The 22,000-nt window shown below is 65.8% G+C and carries 25 protein-coding genes and 1 pseudogene; 10 read left to right on the top strand and 16 right to left on the bottom strand.

Translation table 11 applies throughout. The features are described 5' to 3' along the window. Window positions 1–88: 88 nt before the first annotated feature. Window positions 89–985: a site-specific tyrosine recombinase XerD gene (gene xerD, locus N7607_RS04290; protein ID WP_279864256.1), complete on the bottom strand. Its 897-nt coding sequence runs from the start codon at window positions 983–985 to the stop codon at window positions 89–91. Window positions 986–1,080: 95 nt separating this feature from the next. Between xerD and N7607_RS04285 the strand changes: the two genes are divergently transcribed. Next, on the top strand, window positions 1,081–2,880 hold the full coding sequence (locus tag N7607_RS04285; protein ID WP_279864257.1) for a sodium:proton antiporter: 1,800 nt from the start codon (window positions 1,081–1,083) through the stop codon (window positions 2,878–2,880). A 30-nt stretch (window positions 2,881–2,910) separates the two neighbouring features. On the opposite strand, the gene N7607_RS04280 is transcribed toward N7607_RS04285, so the two are convergent. The 6 genes from N7607_RS04280 to ffh form a co-directional block, all read right to left on the bottom strand. After that, entirely contained in the window at window positions 2,911–3,321 is a 411-nt protein-coding gene (locus N7607_RS04280; RefSeq protein WP_192397946.1) for an acyl-CoA thioesterase, read from the bottom strand. A 162-nt stretch (window positions 3,322–3,483) separates the two neighbouring features. Next, window positions 3,484–3,834 (bottom strand): 50S ribosomal protein L19, encoded by a 351-nt coding sequence (gene rplS, locus N7607_RS04275; RefSeq protein ID WP_137971131.1) that lies wholly within the window; start codon window positions 3,832–3,834, stop codon window positions 3,484–3,486. Between the two features lie 40 nt (window positions 3,835–3,874). After that, complete coding sequence (gene trmD / locus N7607_RS04270) at window positions 3,875–4,618, bottom strand: tRNA (guanosine(37)-N1)-methyltransferase TrmD (protein WP_279864259.1); 744 nt, start codon at window positions 4,616–4,618, stop codon at window positions 3,875–3,877. A gap of 28 nt (window positions 4,619–4,646) precedes the next feature. Then, complete coding sequence (gene rimM, locus N7607_RS04265) at window positions 4,647–5,180, bottom strand: ribosome maturation factor RimM (protein ID WP_279864261.1); 534 nt, start codon at window positions 5,178–5,180, stop codon at window positions 4,647–4,649. A gap of 5 nt (window positions 5,181–5,185) precedes the next feature. Then, complete coding sequence (gene rpsP, locus N7607_RS04260; RefSeq protein ID WP_021700306.1) at window positions 5,186–5,437, bottom strand: 30S ribosomal protein S16; 252 nt, start codon at window positions 5,435–5,437, stop codon at window positions 5,186–5,188. Window positions 5,438–5,571: 134 nt separating this feature from the next. Then, window positions 5,572–6,945 (bottom strand): signal recognition particle protein, encoded by a 1,374-nt coding sequence (gene ffh / locus N7607_RS04255; protein ID WP_279864263.1) that lies wholly within the window; start codon window positions 6,943–6,945, stop codon window positions 5,572–5,574. Window positions 6,946–7,088: 143 nt separating this feature from the next. Here ffh and N7607_RS04250 point away from each other — a divergent pair, with 143 nt between their 5' ends. Both N7607_RS04250 and N7607_RS04245 read left to right on the top strand, forming a co-directional pair. Continuing rightward, entirely contained in the window at window positions 7,089–7,889 is an 801-nt protein-coding gene (locus N7607_RS04250; protein ID WP_279864264.1) for an inner membrane protein YpjD, read from the top strand. A gap of 211 nt (window positions 7,890–8,100) precedes the next feature. Further along, window positions 8,101–8,796, top strand: a pseudogene (locus N7607_RS04245) (transporter associated domain-containing protein); the annotation flags it as partial. On the opposite strand, the gene N7607_RS04240 reads toward N7607_RS04245, so the two are convergent. From N7607_RS04240 to N7607_RS04220, 5 genes are read right to left on the bottom strand one after another with little or no spacing between them, the layout of a single operon-like run. Next, the gene (locus N7607_RS04240) at window positions 8,780–9,508 is read right to left on the bottom strand and encodes an SGNH/GDSL hydrolase family protein (RefSeq protein WP_279864265.1); all 729 of its coding nucleotides are present in this window, start codon (window positions 9,506–9,508) and stop codon (window positions 8,780–8,782) included. The pseudogene N7607_RS04245 and the gene N7607_RS04240 overlap by 17 nt on opposite strands. Then, window positions 9,505–10,686: a formate-dependent phosphoribosylglycinamide formyltransferase gene (purT, locus tag N7607_RS04235; RefSeq protein ID WP_279864266.1), complete on the bottom strand. Its 1,182-nt coding sequence runs from the start codon at window positions 10,684–10,686 to the stop codon at window positions 9,505–9,507. The genes N7607_RS04240 and purT overlap by 4 nt, the downstream gene beginning before the upstream one ends. A gap of 32 nt (window positions 10,687–10,718) precedes the next feature. Next, window positions 10,719–10,925, bottom strand: a complete 207-nt coding sequence (locus N7607_RS04230) for a DUF1289 domain-containing protein (protein ID WP_279864267.1) — start codon at window positions 10,923–10,925, stop codon at window positions 10,719–10,721. After that, complete coding sequence (locus N7607_RS04225; RefSeq protein ID WP_279864268.1) at window positions 10,922–11,446, bottom strand: gamma carbonic anhydrase family protein; 525 nt, start codon at window positions 11,444–11,446, stop codon at window positions 10,922–10,924. The genes N7607_RS04230 and N7607_RS04225 overlap by 4 nt, the downstream gene beginning before the upstream one ends. Window positions 11,447–11,473: 27 nt before the next feature. After that, a complete protein-coding gene (locus tag N7607_RS04220) occupies window positions 11,474–12,082 on the bottom strand; it encodes a CoA pyrophosphatase (RefSeq protein ID WP_279864269.1) in 609 nt (202 codons plus the stop codon). A gap of 127 nt (window positions 12,083–12,209) precedes the next feature. Between N7607_RS04220 and N7607_RS04215 the strand changes: the two genes are divergently transcribed. Together N7607_RS04215 and N7607_RS04210 are read left to right on the top strand one after the other, a co-directional pair. Continuing rightward, a complete protein-coding gene (locus N7607_RS04215; RefSeq protein WP_279864270.1) occupies window positions 12,210–12,755 on the top strand; it encodes an NUDIX hydrolase in 546 nt (181 codons plus the stop codon). Window positions 12,756–12,780: 25 nt separating this feature from the next. Next, window positions 12,781–13,020, top strand: coding sequence for a DUF2789 domain-containing protein (locus tag N7607_RS04210; RefSeq protein WP_137971121.1), 240 nt, complete (start codon window positions 12,781–12,783; stop codon window positions 13,018–13,020). Here N7607_RS04210 and N7607_RS04205 read toward each other — a convergent pair. Further along, window positions 13,003–13,902, bottom strand: a complete 900-nt coding sequence (locus N7607_RS04205; protein ID WP_279864273.1) for a hypothetical protein — start codon at window positions 13,900–13,902, stop codon at window positions 13,003–13,005. The two genes, N7607_RS04210 and N7607_RS04205, sit on opposite strands and share 18 nt — an antisense overlap. A gap of 157 nt (window positions 13,903–14,059) precedes the next feature. Here N7607_RS04205 and N7607_RS04200 point away from each other — a divergent pair, with 157 nt between their 5' ends. From N7607_RS04200 to N7607_RS04180, 5 genes are all read left to right on the top strand, one after another. Then, the gene (locus tag N7607_RS04200; RefSeq protein WP_192397957.1) at window positions 14,060–14,563 is read left to right on the top strand and encodes a L,D-transpeptidase family protein; all 504 of its coding nucleotides are present in this window, start codon (window positions 14,060–14,062) and stop codon (window positions 14,561–14,563) included. A gap of 146 nt (window positions 14,564–14,709) precedes the next feature. Continuing rightward, window positions 14,710–15,159 (top strand): MarR family transcriptional regulator, encoded by a 450-nt coding sequence (locus tag N7607_RS04195; RefSeq protein WP_279864274.1) that lies wholly within the window; start codon window positions 14,710–14,712, stop codon window positions 15,157–15,159. A 207-nt stretch (window positions 15,160–15,366) separates the two neighbouring features. After that, the gene (locus N7607_RS04190) at window positions 15,367–15,792 is read left to right on the top strand and encodes an organic hydroperoxide resistance protein (RefSeq protein ID WP_279864275.1); all 426 of its coding nucleotides are present in this window, start codon (window positions 15,367–15,369) and stop codon (window positions 15,790–15,792) included. A 27-nt stretch (window positions 15,793–15,819) separates the two neighbouring features. Beyond that, window positions 15,820–16,080 (top strand): DUF2790 domain-containing protein, encoded by a 261-nt coding sequence (locus N7607_RS04185; RefSeq protein ID WP_279864276.1) that lies wholly within the window; start codon window positions 15,820–15,822, stop codon window positions 16,078–16,080. A 46-nt stretch (window positions 16,081–16,126) separates the two neighbouring features. Next, on the top strand, window positions 16,127–17,143 hold the full coding sequence (locus tag N7607_RS04180; RefSeq protein ID WP_279864277.1) for an alpha/beta hydrolase: 1,017 nt from the start codon (window positions 16,127–16,129) through the stop codon (window positions 17,141–17,143). Between the two features lie 60 nt (window positions 17,144–17,203). On the opposite strand, the gene N7607_RS04175 is transcribed toward N7607_RS04180, so the two are convergent. The 3 genes from N7607_RS04175 to purL form a co-directional block, all read right to left on the bottom strand. Then, window positions 17,204–17,521, bottom strand: coding sequence for a YqfO family protein (locus tag N7607_RS04175; RefSeq protein WP_279864278.1), 318 nt, complete (start codon window positions 17,519–17,521; stop codon window positions 17,204–17,206). A gap of 175 nt (window positions 17,522–17,696) precedes the next feature. Beyond that, on the bottom strand, window positions 17,697–17,966 hold the full coding sequence (locus N7607_RS04170) for a CDGSH iron-sulfur domain-containing protein (protein WP_279864279.1): 270 nt from the start codon (window positions 17,964–17,966) through the stop codon (window positions 17,697–17,699). 60 nt (window positions 17,967–18,026) lie between these two features. Beyond that, complete coding sequence (purL, locus tag N7607_RS04165; protein WP_279864280.1) at window positions 18,027–21,923, bottom strand: phosphoribosylformylglycinamidine synthase; 3,897 nt, start codon at window positions 21,921–21,923, stop codon at window positions 18,027–18,029. Between the last annotated feature and the right edge of the window lie 77 nt (window positions 21,924–22,000).

The following is a 22,000-nucleotide window of genomic DNA, read 5'->3' as shown; positions in this document are numbered from 1 at the left end:
TCCTATGACAGTGCCCCCAGCCTACCACAGCGCACCCGCGCAGCCGACCGCAGACGCTGGGCGGCCCTGCTGACGTGACGGAGTGCACTCACCCCCTGGGATGGTGCTGGGCATGCAGCTCCTGCAACCGCGCACGAGCGATATGGGTGTAGATCTGCGTGGTCGATAGATCGCTATGGCCCAGCAGCATCTGCACCACCCGCAGGTCGGCGCCGTGGTTGAGCAGATGGGTGGCGAAGGCGTGGCGCAGGGTATGTGGCGACAACGGCTTGAGAATGCCGGCCACCTTGGCCTGGTGCTTGATGCGGTACCAGAAGGTCTGGCGGGTCATTTGCTCGCCACGCAGGCTGGGGAACAGCACATCGCTGGGCCGACCATCCAGCAGCAGCGGTCGTGCCTCGCGCACATAGCGCTCGATCCAGACAATCGCCTCTTCACCCAGCGGCACCAGGCGCTCCTTGCTGCCCTTGCCGAACACGCGCAGCACGCCCTGGCGCAGGTTGACCTGCTCCAGGGTCAACGACACCAGCTCGGTGACCCGCAGGCCGCAGGCATAGAGCACTTCGAGCATGGCGCGGTCGCGCAGGCCGATCGGGTCCTCCAGCTCCGGCGCCGCCAGTAGCGCTTCCACATCGGCCTCGGACAGTGACTTGGGCAATGGCCGACCGAGTTGGGGCAGATCCACCTGCAGCGTCGGGTCCTCGCCGATCAGCCCGTCGCGCAGCAGATAACGGTAGAAGCCCCGCAGGCCGGAGAGCAGGCGCGCCGTGGAGCGGGCCTTGTAACCCTGCTCCAGGCGCCAGGCCAGGTGATCGAGAATGACCTCACGGCCGGCGCTCTCAAGCTCCAGGCCACGCTCCTGCAGCCAGGCGTGGAAATGCCCGAGGTCGCTGCGATAGGCGGAACGGGTATGCGGCGACAGGCCCTTCTCCAGCCACAGGGCGTCGAGGAAGCGGTCGATCAGGTGATGATCCAGAATGGGCATTGCGCGACTGTCTTTCCGACTAAATGGCGGGCTAGTCTTCCACAGCCCCGAGCCGCAACTCCAGCGATGGGCACTTCCAGAGACAAGGAGTCCTGATGAACGAGACCCAGATCCTGCTCGGCATCGGCGGCATCGCCGCGGCCGCGCTGGCCAGCCAGTGGCTGGCCTGGCGCCTGCGCCTGCCGGCGATTCTCTTCCTGCTGCTGTGCGGCATCCTCGCCGGCCCCCTGCTCGGCTGGCTGGACCCGCAGAAGCTGTTCGGCCCCCTACTGTTCCCATTGGTGTCGCTGGCGGTGGCGCTGATCCTGTTCGAAGGCAGCCTGACCCTCAAACTCAGCGAGTGGCAAGAGATCGGCGGCGTGGTCAGGCGCATGGTGACTCTCGGCGCCCTGGCGACCTGGGCGGTGATCGCCTGCGCCACCCACTATCTGCTGGGTTTCCCCTGGGACCTCGCCGTGCTGTTCGGCACCCTGACCCTGGTCACCGGCCCCACGGTGATAGTGCCCATGCTGCGGGTCATGCGTCCGAACACCGCGGTTGCCAACATCCTGCGCTGGGAAGGCATCGTCATCGACCCGATCGGCGCCCTGCTGGCCGTGGTGGTCTACAGCTTCATCGCCAGCCGCAGCGGTGGCGCCCCACTGGGGCAGAGCCTGCTGACCTTCGCCGAGGTGATCGCCTGTGGCGCGCTGTTCGGCGCCTCCGGCGGCTGGTCGTTCGGCCAAACACTGCGCCGCCGCTGGCTTCCGGAATATTTGGAGAACCTCGGCGCGCTGGCCGCGGTGCTGGGCATCTTCATCGCCGCCAACCTGCTGGTGCACGAGTCCGGCCTGCTGGCGGTGACGGTGATGGGCATGTGGCTGGCGAACATGCGCGGGGTGGACGTGAAGCACATCCTGCACTTCAAGGAGAACCTCAGCGTGCTGCTGATCTCCGGCCTGTTCATCCTGCTGGCGGCACGCCTGGATCTCGCCGCGCTGGTCGCCCTGGGGCCGTCGACCCTGGTGCTACTGGCGCTGATCCAGTTCGTCGCACGGCCCCTGTGCGTGGCCCTCAGCACCTTTGGCTCCAGCCTGAACTGGCGCGAGCGCGCCCTGCTGGCCTGGATCGCCCCGCGCGGCATAGTCGCCGCCGCGGTCTCCGCCATCTTCGCCGAGCGCCTGAAATTGCATGGCCTGGAGCAGGCTCACCTGCTGGTGCCACTGACCTTCCTGGTGATCATCGGCACGGTGGTACTGCAGAGTGCCACCGCCCGCCCCCTGGCCCGCCTGCTCAAGGTGGCCGAACCGTCGCCACGCGGCTTTCTGCTCATCGGCGCCAACCCGGTGGCCCGCGCCATCGGCAAGGCCCTGCAGCAGCGCGACCAGCGCGTGCTGCTGACCGACTCCAGCTGGGAGAACATCAGCGCCGCACGCATGGACGGGCTGCCCACCTATTTCGGCAATCCCGCGTCGCAGCATGCCGACGCCCACCTCGACCTGATCGGCCTCGGCCAACTGCTCGCCCTGTCACCCTCCAGCGAGCAGAACGGCACGGCCTGCACACGTTTCCGCCCTGACTTCGGCAAGGCCAACCTCTATTACCTGCCGAGCCAGCGCGAGCAGCGCCTCAGCGAGAAGCACAGGACCAGCGACGAGCATCGCGGCCAGCCGTTCGGGTATCCGGCGCAGAGCTATGGCCAGCTGGCCAGCGCCCTGGCCCGTGGCGCGGAAGTACGCGCCACGACCCTCACCGACAGCTTCGGCTGGAGCGATTACCAGGCCCTGCATGGCGAACGCGCCACACTGCTGCTGGCCTTCGACTCGCGCGGCTGGTTCCACGTCGCCAGCGCCGAGCTGAACTTCACCCCGGCCGCAGACTGGACGCTGCTGGCCCTGATCGCCCCCGAAGACTGAAAAAGCAAAGGCGCCCGTGGGCGCCTTCTCTCATGCGAAATCCGGCAGCACCGGCACCGGCTTCTTGTCCTCGCCGATGGCGACGAAGCTGAACACGCCGGTAATGGCCTTCTCCCGACCGCCGCAGTACATGCCTTCGACGAATACTTCCACTTCGACCTTGAGGCTGGTGTTGCCGGCCTTGATCACCCGGCCGACCAGTTCGACGATTGAGCCGGCAGGGATCGCGTGCTTGAAGTCGATGCGATCGCTGGACACGGTCACCAGCGGCAGGCGGCAAAAACGCGTGGCGGCGATGAACGACACCTCGTCCATCCAGGCCAGCGCGGTGCCGCCGAACAGGGTGTTGTGATGGTTGGTGCTGGGCGGGAACACCGCTTTGGTCACGCGGGTTTCCGACAGCTCGGTACGGCGCTGGATCTCTTGCTCTCTCGGGGTCATGCCACTACTGCTCTGCTGAAGAATGTGGCTGCCTCGTGCTGCGCTGTTGTGCTTGTTGTCACGCTGCCCGTGCGGCAGAAACGCTGGGCTCGCCAGTCAACGAACCCATAAACGAAAAAAGCAGCCCGCAGGCTGCTTTCTTCAGGTCGGAAGACCGTCCGATCAGGACAGTTTTTCCTTGATGCGAGCCGCCTTGCCGGACAGGTCGCGGAGGTAGTACAGCTTGGCCTTGCGCACGTCACCGCGGCGCTTGACGCTCAGGCTGTCGATCAGCGGGCTGTAGGTCTGGAAGGTACGCTCTACGCCAACGCCGTTGGAGATCTTGCGCACGGTGAAGGCGCTGTTCAGACCGCGGTTACGCTTGCCGATTACGACGCCTTCGAAGGCCTGCAGACGGGAGCGGTCGCCTTCCTTTACCTTCACCTGAACGATGACGGTGTCACCCGGGGCGAAGGCCGGGATTTCTTTGTTCATCTGCTCGGCTTCGAGCATCTGGATAATTTTGTTGGTCATGCTGTGCTCCTAAGACAAACCTGGGTTTGCCATCGATACGTTAACTATCGTCCCGCTGGCGGATGTATTCCTCCAGCAGCTTTTTCTCTTCTCCAGAAAGCGAGCGGCTATCCAGAAGATCGGAGCGACGCTCCCAGGTCCGACCAAGGGACTGCTGGAGGCGCCAACGCCGGATGTGTTCGTGGTTGCCGCTAAGCAGCACGTCCGGAACACGCTTGCCTTCGTACACCTCGGGACGGGTGTAGTGCGGGCAATCGAGGAGACCATCGCTGAACGAGTCCTCCTCGGCGGAGTCTGCATGCCCGAGCGCACCCGGTAGCAGCCGCGTTACAGCATCGATCAGCACCATCGCCGGAAGCTCACCGCCGGAGAGGACGTAATCGCCGATCGACCATTCCTCATCGACATGCGCCTGAATGAAGCGCTCGTCGATGCCTTCGTAGCGGCCGGCGATGAGAATCAACGCCTGCTCGCTAGCCAGTTCACGAACCCCCTGCTGAGACAGCTGGCGGCCCTGCGGCGACAGGTAGATCACCTTCGCCGCTGCCCCTGCGTCGGCCCTGGCAGCAGCCAAGGCGCCTTCCAGAGGCTTGATCTTCATCACCATGCCGGGGCCGCCGCCGAAGGGGCGATCATCCACGGTCTGATGACGATCGTCGGTGTAGTCACGCAGCTGCCGGCAGTTCAACTGCAGCAACCCCTGCTTCACCGCACGACTGGTAATGCCGTACTGACTGATGGCGGCGAACATCTCCGGGAAGATGCTGATGACTTCGACACGCATGGCACTCGCTCAGGCAAGAGCCAGGGGCTCAGAAATCCGCGTCCCAGTCCACCCGCATCTCGCCGGCGGCCAGGTCGACCTGCTGCACGCACTGCTCGGTATAGGGCAGCAGGCGCTCGCGATCATCCAGGCTGCCCGGACAGGGCTTGACCACCATCACATCGTTGGCGCCGGTCTCCAGCAGATGATCGAGGCGCCCGAACAGTTGCCCTTGCAGATCGATCACCTTCAGTCCTTCCAGCTGATGCCAGTAGAACTCGCCGTCATCCAGCTCGGGCAGCAATGCACGAGGCACGCAAATGTCGAAACCCGCGAAGGTACGTGCTACCTCGCGGTCATCGAGCCCTTTGAGCTTGGCCACCAGGACTTTGCCCTGGAGGCGGCCGCTGACCAGCTCCACCTGCTTGACCTCACCCTCGCGCTTGAGCGTCCAGGGGCTGTAATCGAGCAGGTTGTCGATCGGGTCGGTGAAGGAATAGATCTTCACTTCCCCACGCACGCCGTGCACCGAAGTGATCTTGCCGAGGACGATCAGGTCCTCAGCGGACGGCGTGGCGTTCATAGTGCTTAGGCAGCAGCCTTGGCAGCTTCCTTCAGCAGCTGAGCAACGCGCTCAGACGGCTGGGCGCCCTGGCTCAGCCAGTAGGTAGCGCGCTCTTGGTTCACAGAGAGCTTCACTTCAGCACCAGTGGCGACCGGGTTGAAGAAACCGATGCGCTCAACAAAGCGACCGTCGCGCGCATTGCGGCTGTTGGTCACGGTCAGGTGGTAGAAGGGGCGCTTCTTGGAGCCGCCACGAGCAAGACGGATGGTTACCATTGAACTTCGTTCCTGTAATCGGTGCTAACTAAAAGGCACACACTTTAATGGGCCTAGGCCCGAAAGGCCGCATATTCTAAGGATTATCCGGCTATTTGCAAATCTCTTTTTCGGGCCACCCATCGGCCCCGGGCTTACAGCTTCGGCAGCCCGCCCGGCATCATGCCGCCGAGGCCGCGCATCATCTTGGCCATGCCACCCTTGGCAGTGAATTTCTTCATCATCTTCTGCATCTGCTTGTGCTGCTTGATCAAGCGGCCGACGTCCTGCACCTGGGTGCCGGAGCCGAGGGCGATGCGGCGCTTGCGCGAGCCGCTGATGATTTCCGGATCGCGACGCTCGGACGGCGTCATGGAGTCGATGATCGCCTCCATCTGCTTGAACTGCTTCTCCGCCGCGCCCTGGGCACCGCCCATCTGCGACAGGTTGACGCCGCCGATGGACGGCAGCTTGTCCATCAGGCCGCCGAGGCCGCCCATGTTCTTCATCTGCTGCAGCTGATCGCGGAAGTCTTCGAGGTCGAAGCCCTTGCCCTTCTTCAGCTTCTTGGTGAGCTTCTCGGCCTTCTCGCGGTCGAGGGTCTGCTCGGCCTGTTCGATCAGGCTGAGCACGTCGCCCATGCCGAGGATGCGCGAGGCGATACGGTCCGGATGGAAAGGCTCCAAGGCCTCGCTCTTCTCGCCCATACCGATGAACTTGATCGGCTTGCCGGTGATCTGCCGCACGGACAGCGCGGCACCACCACGAGCGTCACCGTCGACCTTGGTCAGCACCACGCCGGTCAGCGGCAGGGCATCGCCGAAGGCCTTGGCGGTGTTGGCGGCGTCCTGACCGGTCATGGCGTCGACCACGAACAGGGTCTCGGCCGGCTTGATCGCGGCATGCACGGCCTGGATCTCGGCCATCATCTCGGCATCGATGGCCAGACGGCCGGCGGTGTCGACGATGACCACGTCGATGAATTTCAGCTTGGCCTCGGCAATCGCTGCCTGCGCGATGGCCACCGGCTTCTGGCTGATATCGGAGGGGAAGAAGGTCACGCCGATGTCGCTGGCCAGGGTCTCCAGCTGCTTGATCGCCGCCGGACGGTAGACGTCCGCGGACACCACCATCACGGTCTTCTTCTTGCGCTCCTTGAGGAAGCGCGCCAGCTTGCCGGCGGTAGTGGTCTTACCGGCGCCCTGCAGGCCGGCCATCAGCACCACGGCCGGCGGAGTGACGGCCAGGCTGAGGTCTTCGTTGGCCGCGCCCATCAGCTCTTCCAGCTCGGCACGGACGATCTTCACGAAGGCCTGGCCCGGCGTCAGGCTCTTCGACACCTCGGTGCCGACCGCACGCTCCTTGACCTTGTTGACGAAGTCCTTGACCACCGGCAGGGCGACGTCGGCCTCGAGCAGGGCCATGCGCACTTCGCGCAGGGTGTCCTTGATGTTGTCCTCGGTCAGTTTGGCCTTGCCGGTGACATGGCGCAGCGTCTGTGACAGGCGGTCGGTTAGGTTCTCGAACATGCGCGATCCTTTGAGCGGGGTGCTTGCAGCAAGCCGCGGAGTATAACCAAGAGGTGAGGTCGCTGACACCGCCGGCGGTCTTTCGTGAAACGCTTCTTGTGTGCCACACTCACGGCCTTTCGGGCCCAGCCATACACGGATTTATGCACCCTCTGCTGCCCAGTCTCGCCGCCGCCGGCCTGTATGCCGGCGCCACCCTTTATCAGGGCTTGCGCTTCTCCCGCCGCCAGGCGCCGGACAAACGCCTGCTGGGCCTGCTCGGCGGCCTTGCCCTGATCGCCCACATCTTCAGCCTGGGCATCCAGTTGCTGCCGGGCAGCGGCCTCAACCTGGACTTCTTCAACGCCTCCAGCCTGATCGCCTGCGCGGTCATCGCGCTGATCCTGATCGGCACCACGCGCATCCCGGTGGAGAACCTGCTGCTGCCGCTGTTCCCGCTGGGCGCGCTGACCGTGCTGCTGGCCCAGCTGGTGCCGGCCGGTACCAGCCTGCCGATCAACGAGGAACCGGGCATTCTCGCCCACATCCTGCTGTCGATCCTCGCCTACGGCCTGCTGACCATCGCCATGTTCCAGTCGCTGCTGCTGTTGCTGCAGGACCACCAGCTCAAGCACAAGCATCCGTCCGGGCTGATCCGCAACTTCCCGCCGCTGCAGACCATGGAGAGCCTGCTGTTCGGCTTCCTCTGGGCCGGCTGGTTGCTGCTGTCGCTGTCGCTGCTGTCCGGCTGGGTGTTCGTCGACAACCTGTTCGCCCAGCACCTGGTACACAAGACCGTGCTGTCCTGCTTTGCCTGGGTGGTATTCGCCGTGCTGCTGTGGGGCCGCCACCAGCTCGGCTGGCGCGGGCACAAGGCTATCCGCTGGACCCTGGCCGGCTTCTGCCTGCTGATGCTCGCCTACTTCGGCAGCAAGCTGGTCCGCGAATTCATCCTGCACATCTGACCCCATGACTCTCGCCCCCTACGAATGGTGGCTCGGCACGCTGATCCTGTTGATCGGCGGCCTGTTGCTGCTGCGCGAACGCAACCTGCTGCCCCTACCCTTCCGCCGCACCAGCCGCGAGGCCCGTGCCGCCGGCGCGCCGCGCCACGAGCGGCGCCGTACGCCACGCAACGGCGATGCCCAGGAAGAACGCCAGCAACGCCAGCGCGCCCTGCTGCAACTGCTGGAGCTGGAAAAAGTCACGGTGGACGACATCATGATCCCGCGCAGCGAAGTCACTGGCATCGACCTGGACGACGAGCTGCCGCAGCTGATCGAGCAGCTGCGCGGCGTCAGCCACACCCGCCTGCCGGTGTACCGCGGCGACATCAACCAGATCCAGGGCATCGTGCATATGCGCCGCCTGGCCGTGTTGCTGACGCAGAATCGCCTGAGCCACGCCACCCTGCTGGCCTGCTGCCAACCGCCCTACTTCGTGCCCGAAGGCACGCCGCTGGCGACCCAGCTGGTGAACTTCCAGAAGGAAAAGCGCCGCCTCGGCCTGGTGGTCGACGAATACGGCGACGTACAGGGCATCGTCACCCTGGAAGACCTGCTGGACGAGATCATCGGCGACTTCAGCCATGTCGAAGGTGCCGGCAACCCGGACATCCTGCCGCAGGAAGACGGCTCGCAGATCATCGATGGCGCGGCCAGTATCCGCGAGATCAACAAGGCCCTGGGCTGGCACCTGCCCAGCGAGGGCCCCAAGACCCTCAACGGCCTGGTCACCGAGGCGCTGGAAACCATTCCGGACAGCCGGGTATGCCTGAAGATCGGCCCCTATCGCCTGGAAATCCTCGAATCCAGCGAGAACCGGGTGAAGAGCGTGCGCCTGTGGCAGACGCGCCTCAGGCCGAGCGAGTGATCAGCTCGGCCAGCCCCTCGCCCCAGACCCGGTAGCCCAGCGCCGACGGGTGATAACCGTCCCGCGCCAGATAGTCATCGGCAAACTGCAGGTCCAGCCGCGCATACTGCGCCCGCTCCTGAACGCTGATACGGCGCAACTCGCTATCCAGCAGACCGGCGCGCAGCCCGAGCAGACGGCGCAGCAGCCAGGGCAAGGCGCTGAAGTGCTGGATTGGCGGCACCCCGGTGAACACCACGCGGCAGCCATGGGCCGCCATGCGCTGGCTCAGGGCCCGCAACGCACCTTCCCAGCGGCTCAGCGAACTGAGATGGGTGGTGTCGTTCACGCCGAACACCAGCAGCACCAGGTCCGCCGGCTCGCTCAGCGCCAGCGGCAGCAGGCGCTCGCAGGCCTCGCCGGCGGTGATGCCGTTCTCGCCACAGGCGCGCCAGGCCACCGGGTGCCCCAGGCGTGCTGACAGCGCCCGGGCCAGTTGACCGGCCAGCGCGGTTTCCTGGGCCTCGACGCCGACGCCCGCCACCGTGGACTCACCGATCAGCAATAGACGCAGCGGCTCGCCCACCCGCTCGACACCAACAACGCCACTCTGCGCGCCCGAGGCCTCCGGCAGACGCAGCGCCGTGCGCCGGGTCCATAGGGCCTGCGGCAGGGCAATCGGCGTCAGGGCCAGCAGCAGCCACCACCACAGCCCGGCGCGTAGACGGCTCACAGCTCGACCTTGACCGCCTCGGACGCACGCACGGCCTTGGCGCGTGCCGCCTCGATGCTCTTATCGCGCGCCAGGGTCACGCCCATGCGCCGCTGGCCGCTGACCTCAGGCTTGCCGAACAGGCGCAGCGCGGTGTCTGGTTCGGCCAGAGCGGCACCGAGGTTGGCGAAGGCCACCTGGCGCGACTCGCCCTCGACCAGGATCACCGAGGACGCGGACGGGCCGAGCTGGCGAACGCTCGGGATCGGCAGGCCGAGGATCGCCCGCGCATGCAGGGCGAATTCGGACAGGTCCTGGGAGATCAGGGTGACCAGGCCGGTGTCGTGGGGGCGCGGCGACACCTCGCTGAACCACACCTGATCGCCCTTGATGAACAGCTCGACGCCGAACAGGCCGCGGCCGCCGAGAGCCTCGGTGACGGCCAGGGCCACGCACTCGGACTCGGCCAGGGCCTTGGCGCTCATCGCCTGCGGCTGCCAGGACTCGTGGTAGTCGCCCTTGACCTGGCGGTGGCCGACCGGCGCGCAGAACGAGGTGCCGCCGATGTGGCGCACGGTGAGCAGGGTGATCTCGTAATCGAAATCGATGAAGCCCTCGACGATGACCCGGCCCTTGCCGGCGCGGCCGCCTTCCTGGGCGTAATCCCAGGAAGCCTGCAGGTCGGCGTCGCTCTTCAGCACGCTCTGGCCCTTGCCGGAAGAACTCATGATCGGCTTGACCACGCAGGGATAGCCGACCGACTTCACCGCCTCGGCATAGGCCTCATAGGTATCGGCGAAGTGGTACGGCGAGGTCGGCAGGCCCAGCTCTTCGGCGGCCAGGCGACGGATGCCCTCGCGATTCATGGTCAGCTTGGCGGCGCGGGCGGTGGGCACCACGGTGAAGCCTTCGGCCTCCAGCTCGACCAAGGTATCGGTGGCGATGGCCTCAATCTCCGGCACGATATAGTGCGGTTTCTCCGCCTCGATCACCGCGCGCAGGGCGGCGCCGTCGAGCATGCTGATCACGTGGCTGCGGTGCGCCACCTGCATGGCCGGCGCGTCGGCGTAACGGTCGACGGCGATCACTTCGCAACCCAGGCGCTGCAGTTCGATCACCACTTCCTTGCCCAGCTCGCCGGAGCCACAGAGCAGGACGCGGGTCGCGGTGGGCGACAAGGGGGTACCGATACGGGGCATGCGGATGTCCTCGGAAAAGGGAGAAAGGGAATTCAGTGGCGGGCAGGCTGCTGCAGGAACTGCCCGGCGGCGCGGGTGCGCTCGGCGCAGAGCACCAGCACCTCGCGGCGTTCTTCGTTGCTCATGCGGCCCCAGCGGGTGATCTCGTCCGCCGTACGCTGGCAGCCGATGCAGATGTCGTGGTCGTCCAGCGCGCAGACGCTGACGCAGGGCGACTTGACCGGGCGTTCGTCGCTCACGCGTCGTCCTCGACCAGGTCGCGGGCGTAGCGCTGGGCGTTGTGCACGTAGTGGGCGGCGCTGCCTTCGAGCATCTTCTTCTGCTGCTCGGTGAGCTCGCGCACCACCTTGCCCGGGCTGCCCATCACCAGGCTGCCATCGGGAATCACCTTGCCCTCGGGAATCAGGCTGTTGGCGCCGATGATGCAGTACTTGCCGATCTTGGCACCGTTGAGGATTACCGCGTTGATGCCGATCAGGCTGTAATCGTCCACCGTGCAGCCGTGCATCATCACGTTGTGACCGACGGTGACGCCCTTGCCGAGGGTCAGCGGGAAGCCCATGTCGGTGTGCATGACGGTACCGTCCTGCACGTTACTGTTCTCGCCGATATGGATCAGCTCATTGTCGCCGCGCAGCACGGCGCCGAACCAGACGCTGGCACCCTGGTCCAGGCGCACCTTGCCGACCACTGCGGCAGTCGGGGCAATCCAGCTTTCGGGGTGGGCCTCCACGCGGGCATCGCCCAGGCGGTATTTCATCGTTGGTTCCTCACAGACAGTTGCTTCTCACAGGCGGATGATCTTTACCGAGGGCTGCGGCGGCTGCTCCAGGTCGATGCCGGCGGCGAACGCGACATTCAGCAGCTCGACGATCATCACCGCCGTCAGGCCCCAGATCTTGTAGCTCTCGTAGTGGTAACAGGGCACGTACCAGCTGCGCCCTTCGTAATCGATGCGATGGGTGACCTCGCGCGGGGTATCGAGGAAGAAGCGCAACGGCACGGCGAATACCGCGGCGATCTCGCTGTCGTTGGGCCGGTATTCGACGTAGTCCGGCACCACGCCGACCCATGGCGTGACGCGGATGCCGAAGCGCGACACCAGCGGGCTGAGCGGGCCGACCATCTCCACCAGGCCGGGCGGCAGGCCGACTTCCTCCTCTGCCTCGCGCAGGGCGGTGAAGGCCAGATCGGGATCGGTGGCGTCGCGGCGGCCACCGGGGAAGGCCACTTCGCCACCGTGGGTGGACAGGCCGCTGGCGCGCAGGGTCAGCACCAGCTCCGGTTCGTCGCTGCGGGTCAGCGGCACCAGCACGGCCGCCTCGGGGTGGCGCTGGTCGGTCTCCAGGATGCGCGGACTGTGGTCGCGCACGCGCTGCAGGAGCTCGTCGAGCATGATTGTTCTCGGTTCTTCTCGTCTGCCGGGCATCATGGCATGAAGGCGCTCCCCGCGCATCCTCGCCCCGGCTTGCCGCCGCGATGCTTCTGGCGCCAACATGGGCGATGACCCAGGAGAGACCGGCATGAAATTCTGCAGCCAGTGCGGCGGTTCGGTGGAGCAGCGCATTCCCACGGGCGACAACCGCCTGCGCTTCGTCTGCCCGCAGTGCGAGACCATCCACTACCAGAACCCGCGCATCGTCGCCGGCTGCCTGCCGGTGTGGGGCGAGCAGGTGCTGCTGTGCCGCCGGGCCATCGAGCCGCGCCGCGGCTACTGGACGCTGCCGGCCGGCTTCATGGAGAACGGCGAGACCATGGCCGAGGCGGCCATGCGCGAGACCGACGAGGAGGCCTGTGCGCGGGTGCACGACCTGCACCTCTATACCCTGTTCGACCTGCCGCACATCAGCCAGCTGTATGTGTTCTTCCGCGCCGAGCTGGTCGACCTGGACTTCTGCGCCGGCGAGGAGAGCCTGGAGGTACAGCTGTTCCACGAGCGCGATATCCCTTGGAACGAGCTAGCCTTCCCGACGGTCGGACGTACTCTGGAATGCTATTTCGCCGACCGTCGCGATCAGCTTTTTCCGGTGCGCAACGAGGGGCTGGCCCCACTCCGCCCTCGTCAGTAACTACTTACCCGAAGGGAGCATTGCCATGGATACCAGCAACCATCACAGTCTGCGCACCCTGTTCGAACAGCTCGGCCTGCCGTCCAGCAACGAGGAGATCGCCGCCTTCATCCGCGACCACCAGTTGTCCAACGGCGAGAAGCTGGCCAAGGCGCCGTTCTGGACCGAGGCCCAGGCCAACTTCCTCGCCGAATCGCTCAAGGGCGATTCCGACTGGGCGATCCAGGTCGACGAGCTGGCCGTGTCACTAACCCAGAAGCCCTGACAGAGGCAGGTGCAGCAAGCTGGCTGCCGTCGCCGGGTCATCCGCGTCGGTGACCAGCAGCAGGTCACCCGCCTCATCCAGCGCAATGCCCTCCACCTTCCAGCGGCCATCCAGCTCAGCCAGGCGACGCACCCGGCCGTCACGCTCCACCAGCCCGATCACGGCGCCCAGGCAGGCGCCGTCGTTGTAGCTGTCCGCCGTGTTCTCCGCCGCCGCACTGAATAGCCAACGCCCGTCGGCCAGCGCGGCGCCATCGGTAAAGCCCAGGGCCACGATGCCCAGCTCGCCCAGTTCCACCGGCTGAATGGTCGGCGGCGGCAGCGGGCCCTCGCCCAGCAGCCAGTCGCGCAGCTCGACCCAGCGATAACGCACGGCGGCATTGGCCGCCTGGCCCTGGTTGCCGCGCTGCAGCAGCAGGAATTCCTCACCGAGCAGGAAGCCGCCTTCGATATTCAGATCGGCGAAATGCGCGAGCAGCGGCTGGTACAGCGGCGTCAGATCGATCAGCGCAGGCTGCGCGTCCTGCTCCAGCCCCAGCAGCACCGCACGCTGGCGATTGGCTTTGGAGCCCGAGCCCAGCGCCAGCAGCGCACCCCGGGCGTGGCCGGGCAACGCCGGCAGCAGGGCCAGGGCCTCCAGGTCCGGTTTGGCCGCCTTGCGCTCAGCCTTTGGCGCCGGCAGCTCGCCCTCGAACAGGCGAACCAGTTGACCAGGCTGGTCATCAGCGAGGCTGAACAGGCCCAGGTGCAGCTCGTCGTCGGCCACCACATACAGACGCTCGTCGACCCGCACCAGCGCACTGGCGGCGCTCAGGTGCGCCTGGCCAAGGGGATGAGCGACCGGGTCGAGGACCAGGGTACGCAGCAGCTTGGGTTGGGACATGGCCTACTCCATGGGCGGATTGTTCCAAGCGACTGATCCTACCCCAGCCCACCATCCGACTGGCGAGGATTGAACATCATCCTCGGCATAGGCAGACTCTCGCGCTATAACAACCTGAACCATCAGGGCCAACACTGAAACACCTCGGAACATCGCAATGCGCTGGTTGCTCGCCTTACTCTGCATTACCTCCATCGGCCTCGCCCAAGCCTCCACCGCCCCGACTCTGCGCGGCAAGGCGATCGACAAGGTGCTGGTGGTCAAATCCGAGCGCAAGCTGCACCTGATGGGGCGCGGCGAGGTGCTCAAGTCCTATCGCATCTCGCTCGGCAAGGCGCCCGATGGCGCCAAGGTGCGCGAGGGCGACCTGAAGACCCCGGAAGGCTTCTACTGGATCGACTGGCGCAAGACCAGCGACAAGTACAACCTGTCCATGCACATCTCCTACCCCAACGCCCGCGACGCGGCCAACGCACGCAAGAAAGGCGTCTCGGCCGGCGGCATGATCATGATCCACGGCACGCCGCTGGACGACGAGTACCCCGAGTGGTTCTTCAGCACCCTGGACTGGACCGAAGGCTGCATCGCCATGCGTAACGCCGATATGCGCGAGGTCTGGGATCTGGTCAAGGACGGCACGCTGATCGAGATCCGCCCCTGAAGCTCTGCGGCGCCTAGCTCGCTAAAGACTCTGAAATTCTGCAAGGCGCCCCCGCGGCGCCTTTTTCATGCCCGCCGATCAAAATTTGCTCAATGTTAGTTGGCGCGATAAATTATTGCGCAGATATCGAGTGGAGGTTCCGCACCATGCAACAACCCAAATCCTGTGCCGCCCTGCAGCTGGACAACCAGCTGTGCTTCGCCCTGCACTCCACCTCGCTGCTGATGACCAAGGCCTACAAGCCGATGTTGCAGAGCATCGGTCTGACCTACCCGCAGTACCTGGCCATGCTGGTGCTGTGGGAAGGCGACGGCATCACCGTCGGCGACATCAGCGCGCGCCTGCTCACCGATCCCGGCTCGTTGACACCGCTGCTCAAGCGTCTGGAAGCCGAGGGCTTCATCACCCGCACCCGCAGCAGCGCCGACGAGCGCGTGGTGGAGCTGCGCCTGACCGAACATGGCCGCTCCCTGCAGCAGCAGGCCGAGCAGTTTCCCGCCTGTATCCTCGAAGCCAGCGGCCTGACCCTGGAACAGATCGGCGCCCTCAAGGACCAGATAGTCGCCCTGCGCGATCAGCTGCAGCAGTCGCTCTGACCGTTACGCCACCCGCACTGGGGTGGCGCCTCGTTTTTTCCCCGTCCTCAACCGCTCTAGCCCGCACTTATTCCACAAGAGCAGATTGCTCAGATGGAAAATTTATAAAAATTATCTTGCGCGCAAAATTAAATGCGACTAACTTCTGCCTCACGCACTTACTTAGCGCACAAAACTTTAGACAGCAAACAAATTGGAGACATCGCCATGCAAACCATCAAAGCCCTCTACACCGCCACTGCTACCGCTACCGGAGGCCGCGACGGCCGTGCCGTTTCTTCCGACGGCTTCCTCGACGTCAAGCTGACCACCCCGCGTGAACTGGGCGGCCAGGGCGGCGAAGCCACCAACCCGGAACAGCTGTTCGCCGCCGGTTACTCGGCCTGCTTCATCGGCGCCCTGAAGTTCGTCGCCAGCCAGAAGAAGCAAGCCTTCCCGGCCGACGCCTCGATCACCGGCAAGGTCGGCATCGGCCAGATCCCCGGCGGCTTCGGTCTGGAAGTGGAGCTGACCATCAGCCTGCCGGGCATCGAGCGCACCGTCGCCGAAGAACTGGTCGCCGCTGCCCACCAGGTCTGCCCTTACTCCAACGCCACCCGCGGCAACATCGACGTCCGCCTGGTCGTGGCCTGAGCCCAGCGAGACACGAGGAGAAACACGATGAAAACCCGCCGCATGTTTGCCAGCGCGCTTGCCGCGCTGGCCCTGATCACCACCTCGGCGAGCTTTGCCGAACAACCGGTCAGCCAGCAGTACCGCTACGGCCAGCAGCTGGATGTGGCGGAGGTGATCAGCCTGCAGGAAGCCATCAGCACCGGCTGCAGCGTGGTCGAGGCGCAGATGATCTACCGTGACTCGACGGGTGACCTGCAGACCGTCACCTACCTCAAGCAAGCCGACAACTGCCACAACCAGGGCTGAGGCCCTGGTTCACCACACCCCAATTCGAATCGCCAGGAGAATCATGATGAACATCAAGCAACTCGTTGGAAGCGGCCTGCTCACCCTGGCCATCGGTAACGCCTTCGCCGCCGGCAGCCCCGGCGTGGAACACCAGACCCAGGCCTTCCTCCAGGCCCTGGAAGCCGGCGGCGGCAAGCCGCTGGAAACCCTCAGCCCGCAAGACGCCCGTGCCGTGCTGGTCGGTGCCCAGGCCTCCGTGAAAGTCGACCTGTCCGGCGTGAGCGTGTCCGAGAAGACCATCCAGGCCGGCGGCCAGTCGATTCCGCTGACCATCGTCCGCCCCGAAGGCGGGAAGGGCGAGCTGCCGGTGTTCATGTTCTTCCACGGCGGCGGCTGGGTGCTCGGCGACTACCCGACCCATGCCCGCCTGATCCGCGACCTGGTGGTGAACTCCGGCGCCGTGGCCGTCTACGTCGGCTACACCCCGTCGCCGGAAGCCAAGTATCCGACCGCCATCGACCAGGCCTACGCCGCCACCCAGTGGGTCGGTGAGCACGGCAAGGAAATCAGCGTGGACAGCTCGCGCCTGGCCGTGGCCGGCAACAGCGTCGGCGGCAATATGGCCGCCGTGGTTGCCCTGAAAGCCAAGGAAGCCGGCTCGCCGAAACTGCGCTTCCAGCTGCTGCTGTGGCCGGTGACCGACGCCAGCTTCGAGACGGCGTCCTACAACCAGTTCGCCCAGGGCCACTTCCTGACCAAGCCGATGATGCAGTGGTTCTGGGACAGCTACACCACCGACCCGAAGCAGCGCGCCGAACGCTTCGCCTCGCCGCTGCGCGCCACCCCGGAGCAGCTGAAAGGCCTGCCACCGACGCTGATCCAGACCGCCGAGTTCGACGTGCTGCGTGACGAGGGCGAGGCCTATGCGCGCAAGCTGGACGCCGCCGGCGTCACCGTCACCGCGGTGCGCTACAACGGCATGATCCACGACTACGGCCTGCTCAACCCGCTGGCCCATGTGCCGGCCGTGCACGCCGCCATGCGCCAGGCCGGTGCCGAGCTGAAGCAGCATCTGCAGTAACAGCAGGCGGAAAAAAGAAGCCCCGGGATTGCCGGGGCTTCTTCTATCTATAAGTGCAGATCAGAACTGCAGGTCGGACAGCCGCCACACATCGAAGGCCGGGGTCTCGTAGGGATGGGCCTTCTTCATGGCCTTTACCACGTCGTGGATCAGCTCGTCGGCCACCACCATCTCCACCTTCCACTCCGCCACTTCCTCGCTGTGGCCCGGCTGGCCGATGAAGGGGGCGCTGCCCTCCAGCGGGCGGAACTGGCCCTTGCCCAAGGTCTGCCAGCAGCAGCTGTCGTACTGTCCAATGCGTCCTGCACCCGCCGCGAATGCCGCGACCTTTACTTCTTCCAGATGGCTTTCCGGCACATAGAAACAGAATTTGTACATCCAGCCCCTCCGAGCATCGACGAATACAGCGACCCGCGAGCCGCACTGCCAAGGCAATAATGGCATTTTGCCTCATCACCCGCGCGTGGCCTAGTTCGCAACTGTGCATTGGAGTTCGTCGCAGGCGAATCGTCCATTTCCTGACTAGAGCCTTTGGCCATAAAACGAAGCGGGCTTAATCACCCTTGGCGAAACGCCGCCAGCGTGCCTTCAGACCTTGCGCCGGCGGGCTGTGACTGCCATCGCAATAAGGCATACGCCGCGACTGCCCGCAGCGGCAAAGCAGGACGAACTGCTGGCGCACGGGTTCGAGCCGCAACCCTTCGCAGCAGCCTGGAGAACAGTCGGGGAGCACGGGCGAGCGCCCGCAGCGGCACAGCAGATGAGTCTCGCCGGGGTTGACCTGACGCACTTCGGGGAGGGAATTATCTTCGGAGCCTGACATCGCCAGCCTCGTCGGGAAGCCCTCCCCCGTAGGACGCGGGAGAGGGCATTCGCTGCGCTATCAGTCGACCCAGACGCGGGCGTTGCGGAACATGCGCATCCAGCCGCCGTCTTCCTGCCACTCGTCCGGGCGCCAGGAGTTCTGCACGGCGCGGAACACCCGCTCCGGGTGCGGCATCATGATGGTCACGCGGCCATCGCGGCTGCACAGACCGGTGATGCCGCGCGGCGAGCCGTTCGGGTTGGCCGGGTAGTTCTCGGTGACCTTGCCGTGGTTGTCGATGAAGCGCAGGGCCACGGTGCCGGACAGATCCGACTCCAGCAGGGCCTCCTCGCTCTCGAACTCGGCATGGCCTTCGCCGTGGGCGATGGCGATCGGCAGGCGCGAACCGGCCATGCCCTGCAGGAAGATCGACGCCGACTCCTGCACCTGGACCATGGCCACGCGCGCCTCGAACTGCTCCGAGCGGTTGCGCACGAAGTGCGGCCAGAACTCGGTGCCCGGGATCAGCTCGTGCAGGTTGCTCATCATCTGGCAGCCGTTGCACACGCCGAGGGCGAAGCTGTCCTTGCGCGCGAAGAAGGCGGCGAAGCCATCACGCGCTCGGCTGTTGAACAGCGCCGACTTGGCCCAGCCCTCGCCAGCACCGAGCACGTCACCGTAGGAGAAGCCACCGCAGGCCACCAGGCCCTTGAACTGCTCCAGGCTGACGCGGCCACTGAGGATATCGCTCATGTGCACGTCGACCGCGGCGAAGCCGGCGCGGTCGAAGGCCGCGGCCATTTCCACCTGGCCGTTGACGCCCTGCTCACGCAATACCGCCACCTGCGGCCGCACGCCCTTCTTGATGTAGGGCGCGGCGATGTCCTGGTTGACGTCGAAGCTGAGCTTCACCGACAGACCGGGGTTGTCCTCATCGAGGATCAGGTCGAATTCCTGTTCGGCACCCTGGGCGTTGTCGCGCAGGCGCTGGATCTGGAAGCTGGTCTCGGCCCACTGGCGCTGCAGCATGCGGCGCTCGCCGCCGAATACCGGCTCGCCGTTGAAGCTGATGGCCACGTCGCTGCCGTTGACCGGTTGGCCGATCACCGCCACGCAATCGTCGAGACCGGCAGCGCTGAACTGGGCGAGGACTTCCGGAGTGGCGTCCTGGCGCACCTGGATCACCGCACCCAGCTCCTCGTTGAACAGCACGGCGGCCAGTTCGGAGGCGTCATCGGCCAGGCCGTCGAGAAACAGGTTGAGGCCGCAGTGGCCGGCAAAGGCCATTTCCAGTGCGGTGGTCAGCAGGCCACCATCGGAACGGTCGTGGTAGGCCAGGAGGTGACCGTCGGCGTTGAGGCCCTGGATCACCGCGAAGAACGCCTTGAGATCTTCGGCGTCGTCCACGTCCGGCACGGCCTGGCCGAGCTTGGCGTAGGTCTGCGCCAGGATCGAGCCGCCCATGCGGTTCTGCCCACGGCCGAGATCGATCAGGATCAGGTCGGTCTCGCCCTTGTCCAGACGCAGCTGCGGCGTCAGGGTCTGGCGAATATCGGCGACCGGGGCGAAGCCGGTGATCACCAGCGACAGCGGCGAGGTCACGCTCTTGTCGACGCCCTCGTCCTGCCAGCGGGTCTTCATGGACATGGAGTCCTTGCCCACCGGGATGGTGATGCCGAGCGCGGGGCACAGCTCCATGCCGACCGCTTTCACGGTGTCGTACAGGCGCGCGTCCTCGCCCGGGTGGCCGGCAGCGGCCATCCAGTTGGCGGACAGCTTGATGTCGGAGATCTTCTCGATGCGCGAGGCCGCCAGGTTGGTGATAGTCTCACCGACGGCCATGCGGCCCGAGGCCGGCGCGTCCAGCAGGGCCAGCGGGGTGCGCTCGCCCATGGCCATGGCCTCGCCGGTGTAGACGTCGAAGCTGGTGGCGGTCACGGCGCAGTCGGCCACCGGCACCTGCCACGGGCCGACCATCTGGTCGCGGGCCACCAGGCCGGTGATGGTGCGGTCGCCAATGGTGATCAGGAAGCTCTTGCTGGCCACGGCCGGGTGGTGCAGCACGCGGCTCACGGCCTCGTCGATGTCGACGCTGGCGGCGGCGAAGTCATCGCCCTGCTCGGCCTCGCGGGTCACGCTGCGGTGCATGCGCGGCGGCTTGCCGAGCAGCACTTCCAGCGGCATGTCCACCGGCTTGTTGCCGAAGTGGCTGTCGGACACAGTCAGGTGCGGCTCGGCGATGGCCTCGCCGACCACGGCGAACGGGCAGCGCTCGCGCTCGCAGATGGCCTTGAAGCGCTCGAAGTCGGCAGCGTCCACGCTCATCACGTAGCGTTCCTGCGACTCGTTGCACCAGATTTCCAGCGGGGCCATGCCCGGCTCGTCGTTCGGCACGGCGCGCAGCTCGAAGCGACCGCCACGGCCGCCGTCGTTGATCAGCTCCGGCAGGGCGTTGGAGATGCCGCCGGCGCCGACGTCGTGGATGAACTTGATCGGGTTGTCGGCGCCCAGCTGCCAGCAGCGGTCGATGACTTCCTGGCAGCGACGCTCCATTTCCGGGTTGTCGCGCTGTACCGAGGCGAAGTCCAGGTCGGCGGAGCTGGCGCCGGTGGCCATGGAGGAAGCGGCGCCGCCGCCCAGGCCGATCAGCATGGCCGGGCCGCCGAGCACGATCAGCTTGGCGCCGACCGAGATCTCGCCCTTCTGCACATGGTCTTCACGGATGTTGCCCATGCCGCCGGCGAGCATGATCGGCTTGTGGTAACCGCGCACTTCTTCGCCACGCGGCGAGTTCACGGCCTGCTCGAAGGTACGGAAGTAGCCGTTCAGGGCCGGACGACCGAATTCGTTGTTGAACGCGGCGCCGCCCAGCGGGCCCTCGATCATGATGTCCAGCGCGGTGACGATGCGCTCGGGCTTGCCGTAGGGCTTCTCCCAGGGCTGCACGAAACCGGGGATGTTCAGGTTGGACACGGTGAAGCCGGTCAGGCCGGCCTTGGGCTTGGCGCCGCGACCGGTGGCGCCCTCGTCGCGGATCTCGCCGCCGGAGCCGGTGGAGGCGCCGGGGAACGGGGCGATGGCGGTCGGGTGGTTGTGGGTTTCCACCTTCATCAGGATGTGCACCGGCTCGACGGTAGCGCCGTACTCGCGGGTATCCGGATTGGGGAAGAAGCGCCCGGCCGTGTGGCCGACGATGACCGAGGCATTGTCCTTGTAGGCGGACAGCACGCCGTCGCTGTGCATCTGGTAGGTGTTCTTGATCATGCCGAACAGCGACTTGTCCTGGCTCTCGCCGTCGATGTCCCAGCTGGCGTTGAAGATCTTGTGGCGGCAATGCTCGGAGTTGGCCTGGGCGAACATCATCAGTTCGACGTCGTGCGGGTTGCGGCCCAGCTCGGTGAAGCTCTTCACCAGGTAGTCGATCTCGTCCTCGGCCAGGGCCAGACCCAGCTGGACGTTGGCCTGCTCCAGGGCGGCGCGACCACCACCCAGGATGTCCACGGCGGTCAGCGGCTTGGGCTGGGCGTGGCTGAACAGGCCGGCGGCCTCTTCCAGGGTGCTCAGCACCAGCTGGGTCATGCGGTCGTGCAGCAGGGCGGCGGCGGCCTGGATATCGGCCTCGCTCAGCTCGCCACTGACGTAGTAGGCCACGCCGCGCTCCAGGCGCTCGATCTTGGCCAGGCCGCAGTTGCGGGCGATGTCGCTGGCCTTGCTCGACCAGGGCGAGATGGTGCCGAAGCGCGGAATGGTCAGGAACAGCTTGCCGCTGGGCTCCTGCACCGGAACGCTCGGGCCGTACTTCAGCAGCCGGGCCAGCACCTGCTCTTCATCGGCGGTAAGTACTCCGGTGACTTCGGCAAAGTGCGCGAACTCGGCGTACAACCCGGTCACGGCGGGGACCTTGGCAGTCAGTTGCGAAAGCAGTTTGCCGTGACGGAAGGCGGAAAGAGCGGGCGCGCCGCGCAGGATCAACATGGAGAACAGCCTCTGAGAAGGGGGTGTACTTCGAACCTGCCACGGGCCCCCGGGAGCAGGTTCTTTGAGGCCGTGCA

Origin of the sequence: Pseudomonas sp. GD04019, from assembly GCF_029837695.1 — a bacterium.
Classification (GTDB): Bacteria; Pseudomonadota; Gammaproteobacteria; order Pseudomonadales; family Pseudomonadaceae; genus Aquipseudomonas.
The sequence above is the reverse complement of the archived record's forward strand: the minus strand, read 5'-3'. Positions and strand labels throughout refer to the sequence as shown.

What these genes read in the sequence shown, in the direction of transcription:
- N7607_RS04205 (WP_279864273.1), bottom strand. Translation starts at nt 13,902, where the DNA reads ATGTCCCAACCCAAGCTGCTGCGTACCCTGGTCCTCGACCCGGTCGCT.
- purT (WP_279864266.1), bottom strand. Translation starts at nt 10,686, where the DNA reads ATGCCCCGTATCGGTACCCCCTTGTCGCCCACCGCGACCCGCGTCCTG.
- N7607_RS04170 (WP_279864279.1), bottom strand. Translation starts at nt 17,966, where the DNA reads ATGTCAGGCTCCGAAGATAATTCCCTCCCCGAAGTGCGTCAGGTCAAC.
- ffh (WP_279864263.1), bottom strand. Translation starts at nt 6,945, where the DNA reads ATGTTCGAGAACCTAACCGACCGCCTGTCACAGACGCTGCGCCATGTC.
- trmD (WP_279864259.1), bottom strand. Translation starts at nt 4,618, where the DNA reads ATGCGTGTCGAAGTCATCAGCATCTTCCCGGAGATGTTCGCCGCCATC.
- rpsP (WP_021700306.1), bottom strand. Translation starts at nt 5,437, where the DNA reads ATGGTAACCATCCGTCTTGCTCGTGGCGGCTCCAAGAAGCGCCCCTTC.
- N7607_RS04220 (WP_279864269.1), bottom strand. Translation starts at nt 12,082, where the DNA reads ATGCTCGACGAGCTCCTGCAGCGCGTGCGCGACCACAGTCCGCGCATC.
- N7607_RS04285 (WP_279864257.1), top strand. Translation starts at nt 1,081, where the DNA reads ATGAACGAGACCCAGATCCTGCTCGGCATCGGCGGCATCGCCGCGGCC.
- rimM (WP_279864261.1), bottom strand. Translation starts at nt 5,180, where the DNA reads ATGAACGCCACGCCGTCCGCTGAGGACCTGATCGTCCTCGGCAAGATC.
- N7607_RS04175 (WP_279864278.1), bottom strand. Translation starts at nt 17,521, where the DNA reads ATGTACAAATTCTGTTTCTATGTGCCGGAAAGCCATCTGGAAGAAGTA.
- xerD (WP_279864256.1), bottom strand. Translation starts at nt 985, where the DNA reads ATGCCCATTCTGGATCATCACCTGATCGACCGCTTCCTCGACGCCCTG.
- N7607_RS04180 (WP_279864277.1), top strand. Translation starts at nt 16,127, where the DNA reads ATGAACATCAAGCAACTCGTTGGAAGCGGCCTGCTCACCCTGGCCATC.
- N7607_RS04200 (WP_192397957.1), top strand. Translation starts at nt 14,060, where the DNA reads ATGCGCTGGTTGCTCGCCTTACTCTGCATTACCTCCATCGGCCTCGCC.
- N7607_RS04210 (WP_137971121.1), top strand. Translation starts at nt 12,781, where the DNA reads ATGGATACCAGCAACCATCACAGTCTGCGCACCCTGTTCGAACAGCTC.
- N7607_RS04215 (WP_279864270.1), top strand. Translation starts at nt 12,210, where the DNA reads ATGAAATTCTGCAGCCAGTGCGGCGGTTCGGTGGAGCAGCGCATTCCC.
- purL (WP_279864280.1), bottom strand. Translation starts at nt 21,923, where the DNA reads ATGTTGATCCTGCGCGGCGCGCCCGCTCTTTCCGCCTTCCGTCACGGC.
- N7607_RS04185 (WP_279864276.1), top strand. Translation starts at nt 15,820, where the DNA reads ATGAAAACCCGCCGCATGTTTGCCAGCGCGCTTGCCGCGCTGGCCCTG.
- N7607_RS04225 (WP_279864268.1), bottom strand. Translation starts at nt 11,446, where the DNA reads ATGAAATACCGCCTGGGCGATGCCCGCGTGGAGGCCCACCCCGAAAGC.
- N7607_RS04190 (WP_279864275.1), top strand. Translation starts at nt 15,367, where the DNA reads ATGCAAACCATCAAAGCCCTCTACACCGCCACTGCTACCGCTACCGGA.
- N7607_RS04195 (WP_279864274.1), top strand. Translation starts at nt 14,710, where the DNA reads ATGCAACAACCCAAATCCTGTGCCGCCCTGCAGCTGGACAACCAGCTG.
- rplS (WP_137971131.1), bottom strand. Translation starts at nt 3,834, where the DNA reads ATGACCAACAAAATTATCCAGATGCTCGAAGCCGAGCAGATGAACAAA.
- N7607_RS04250 (WP_279864264.1), top strand. Translation starts at nt 7,089, where the DNA reads ATGCACCCTCTGCTGCCCAGTCTCGCCGCCGCCGGCCTGTATGCCGGC.
- N7607_RS04280 (WP_192397946.1), bottom strand. Translation starts at nt 3,321, where the DNA reads ATGACCCCGAGAGAGCAAGAGATCCAGCGCCGTACCGAGCTGTCGGAA.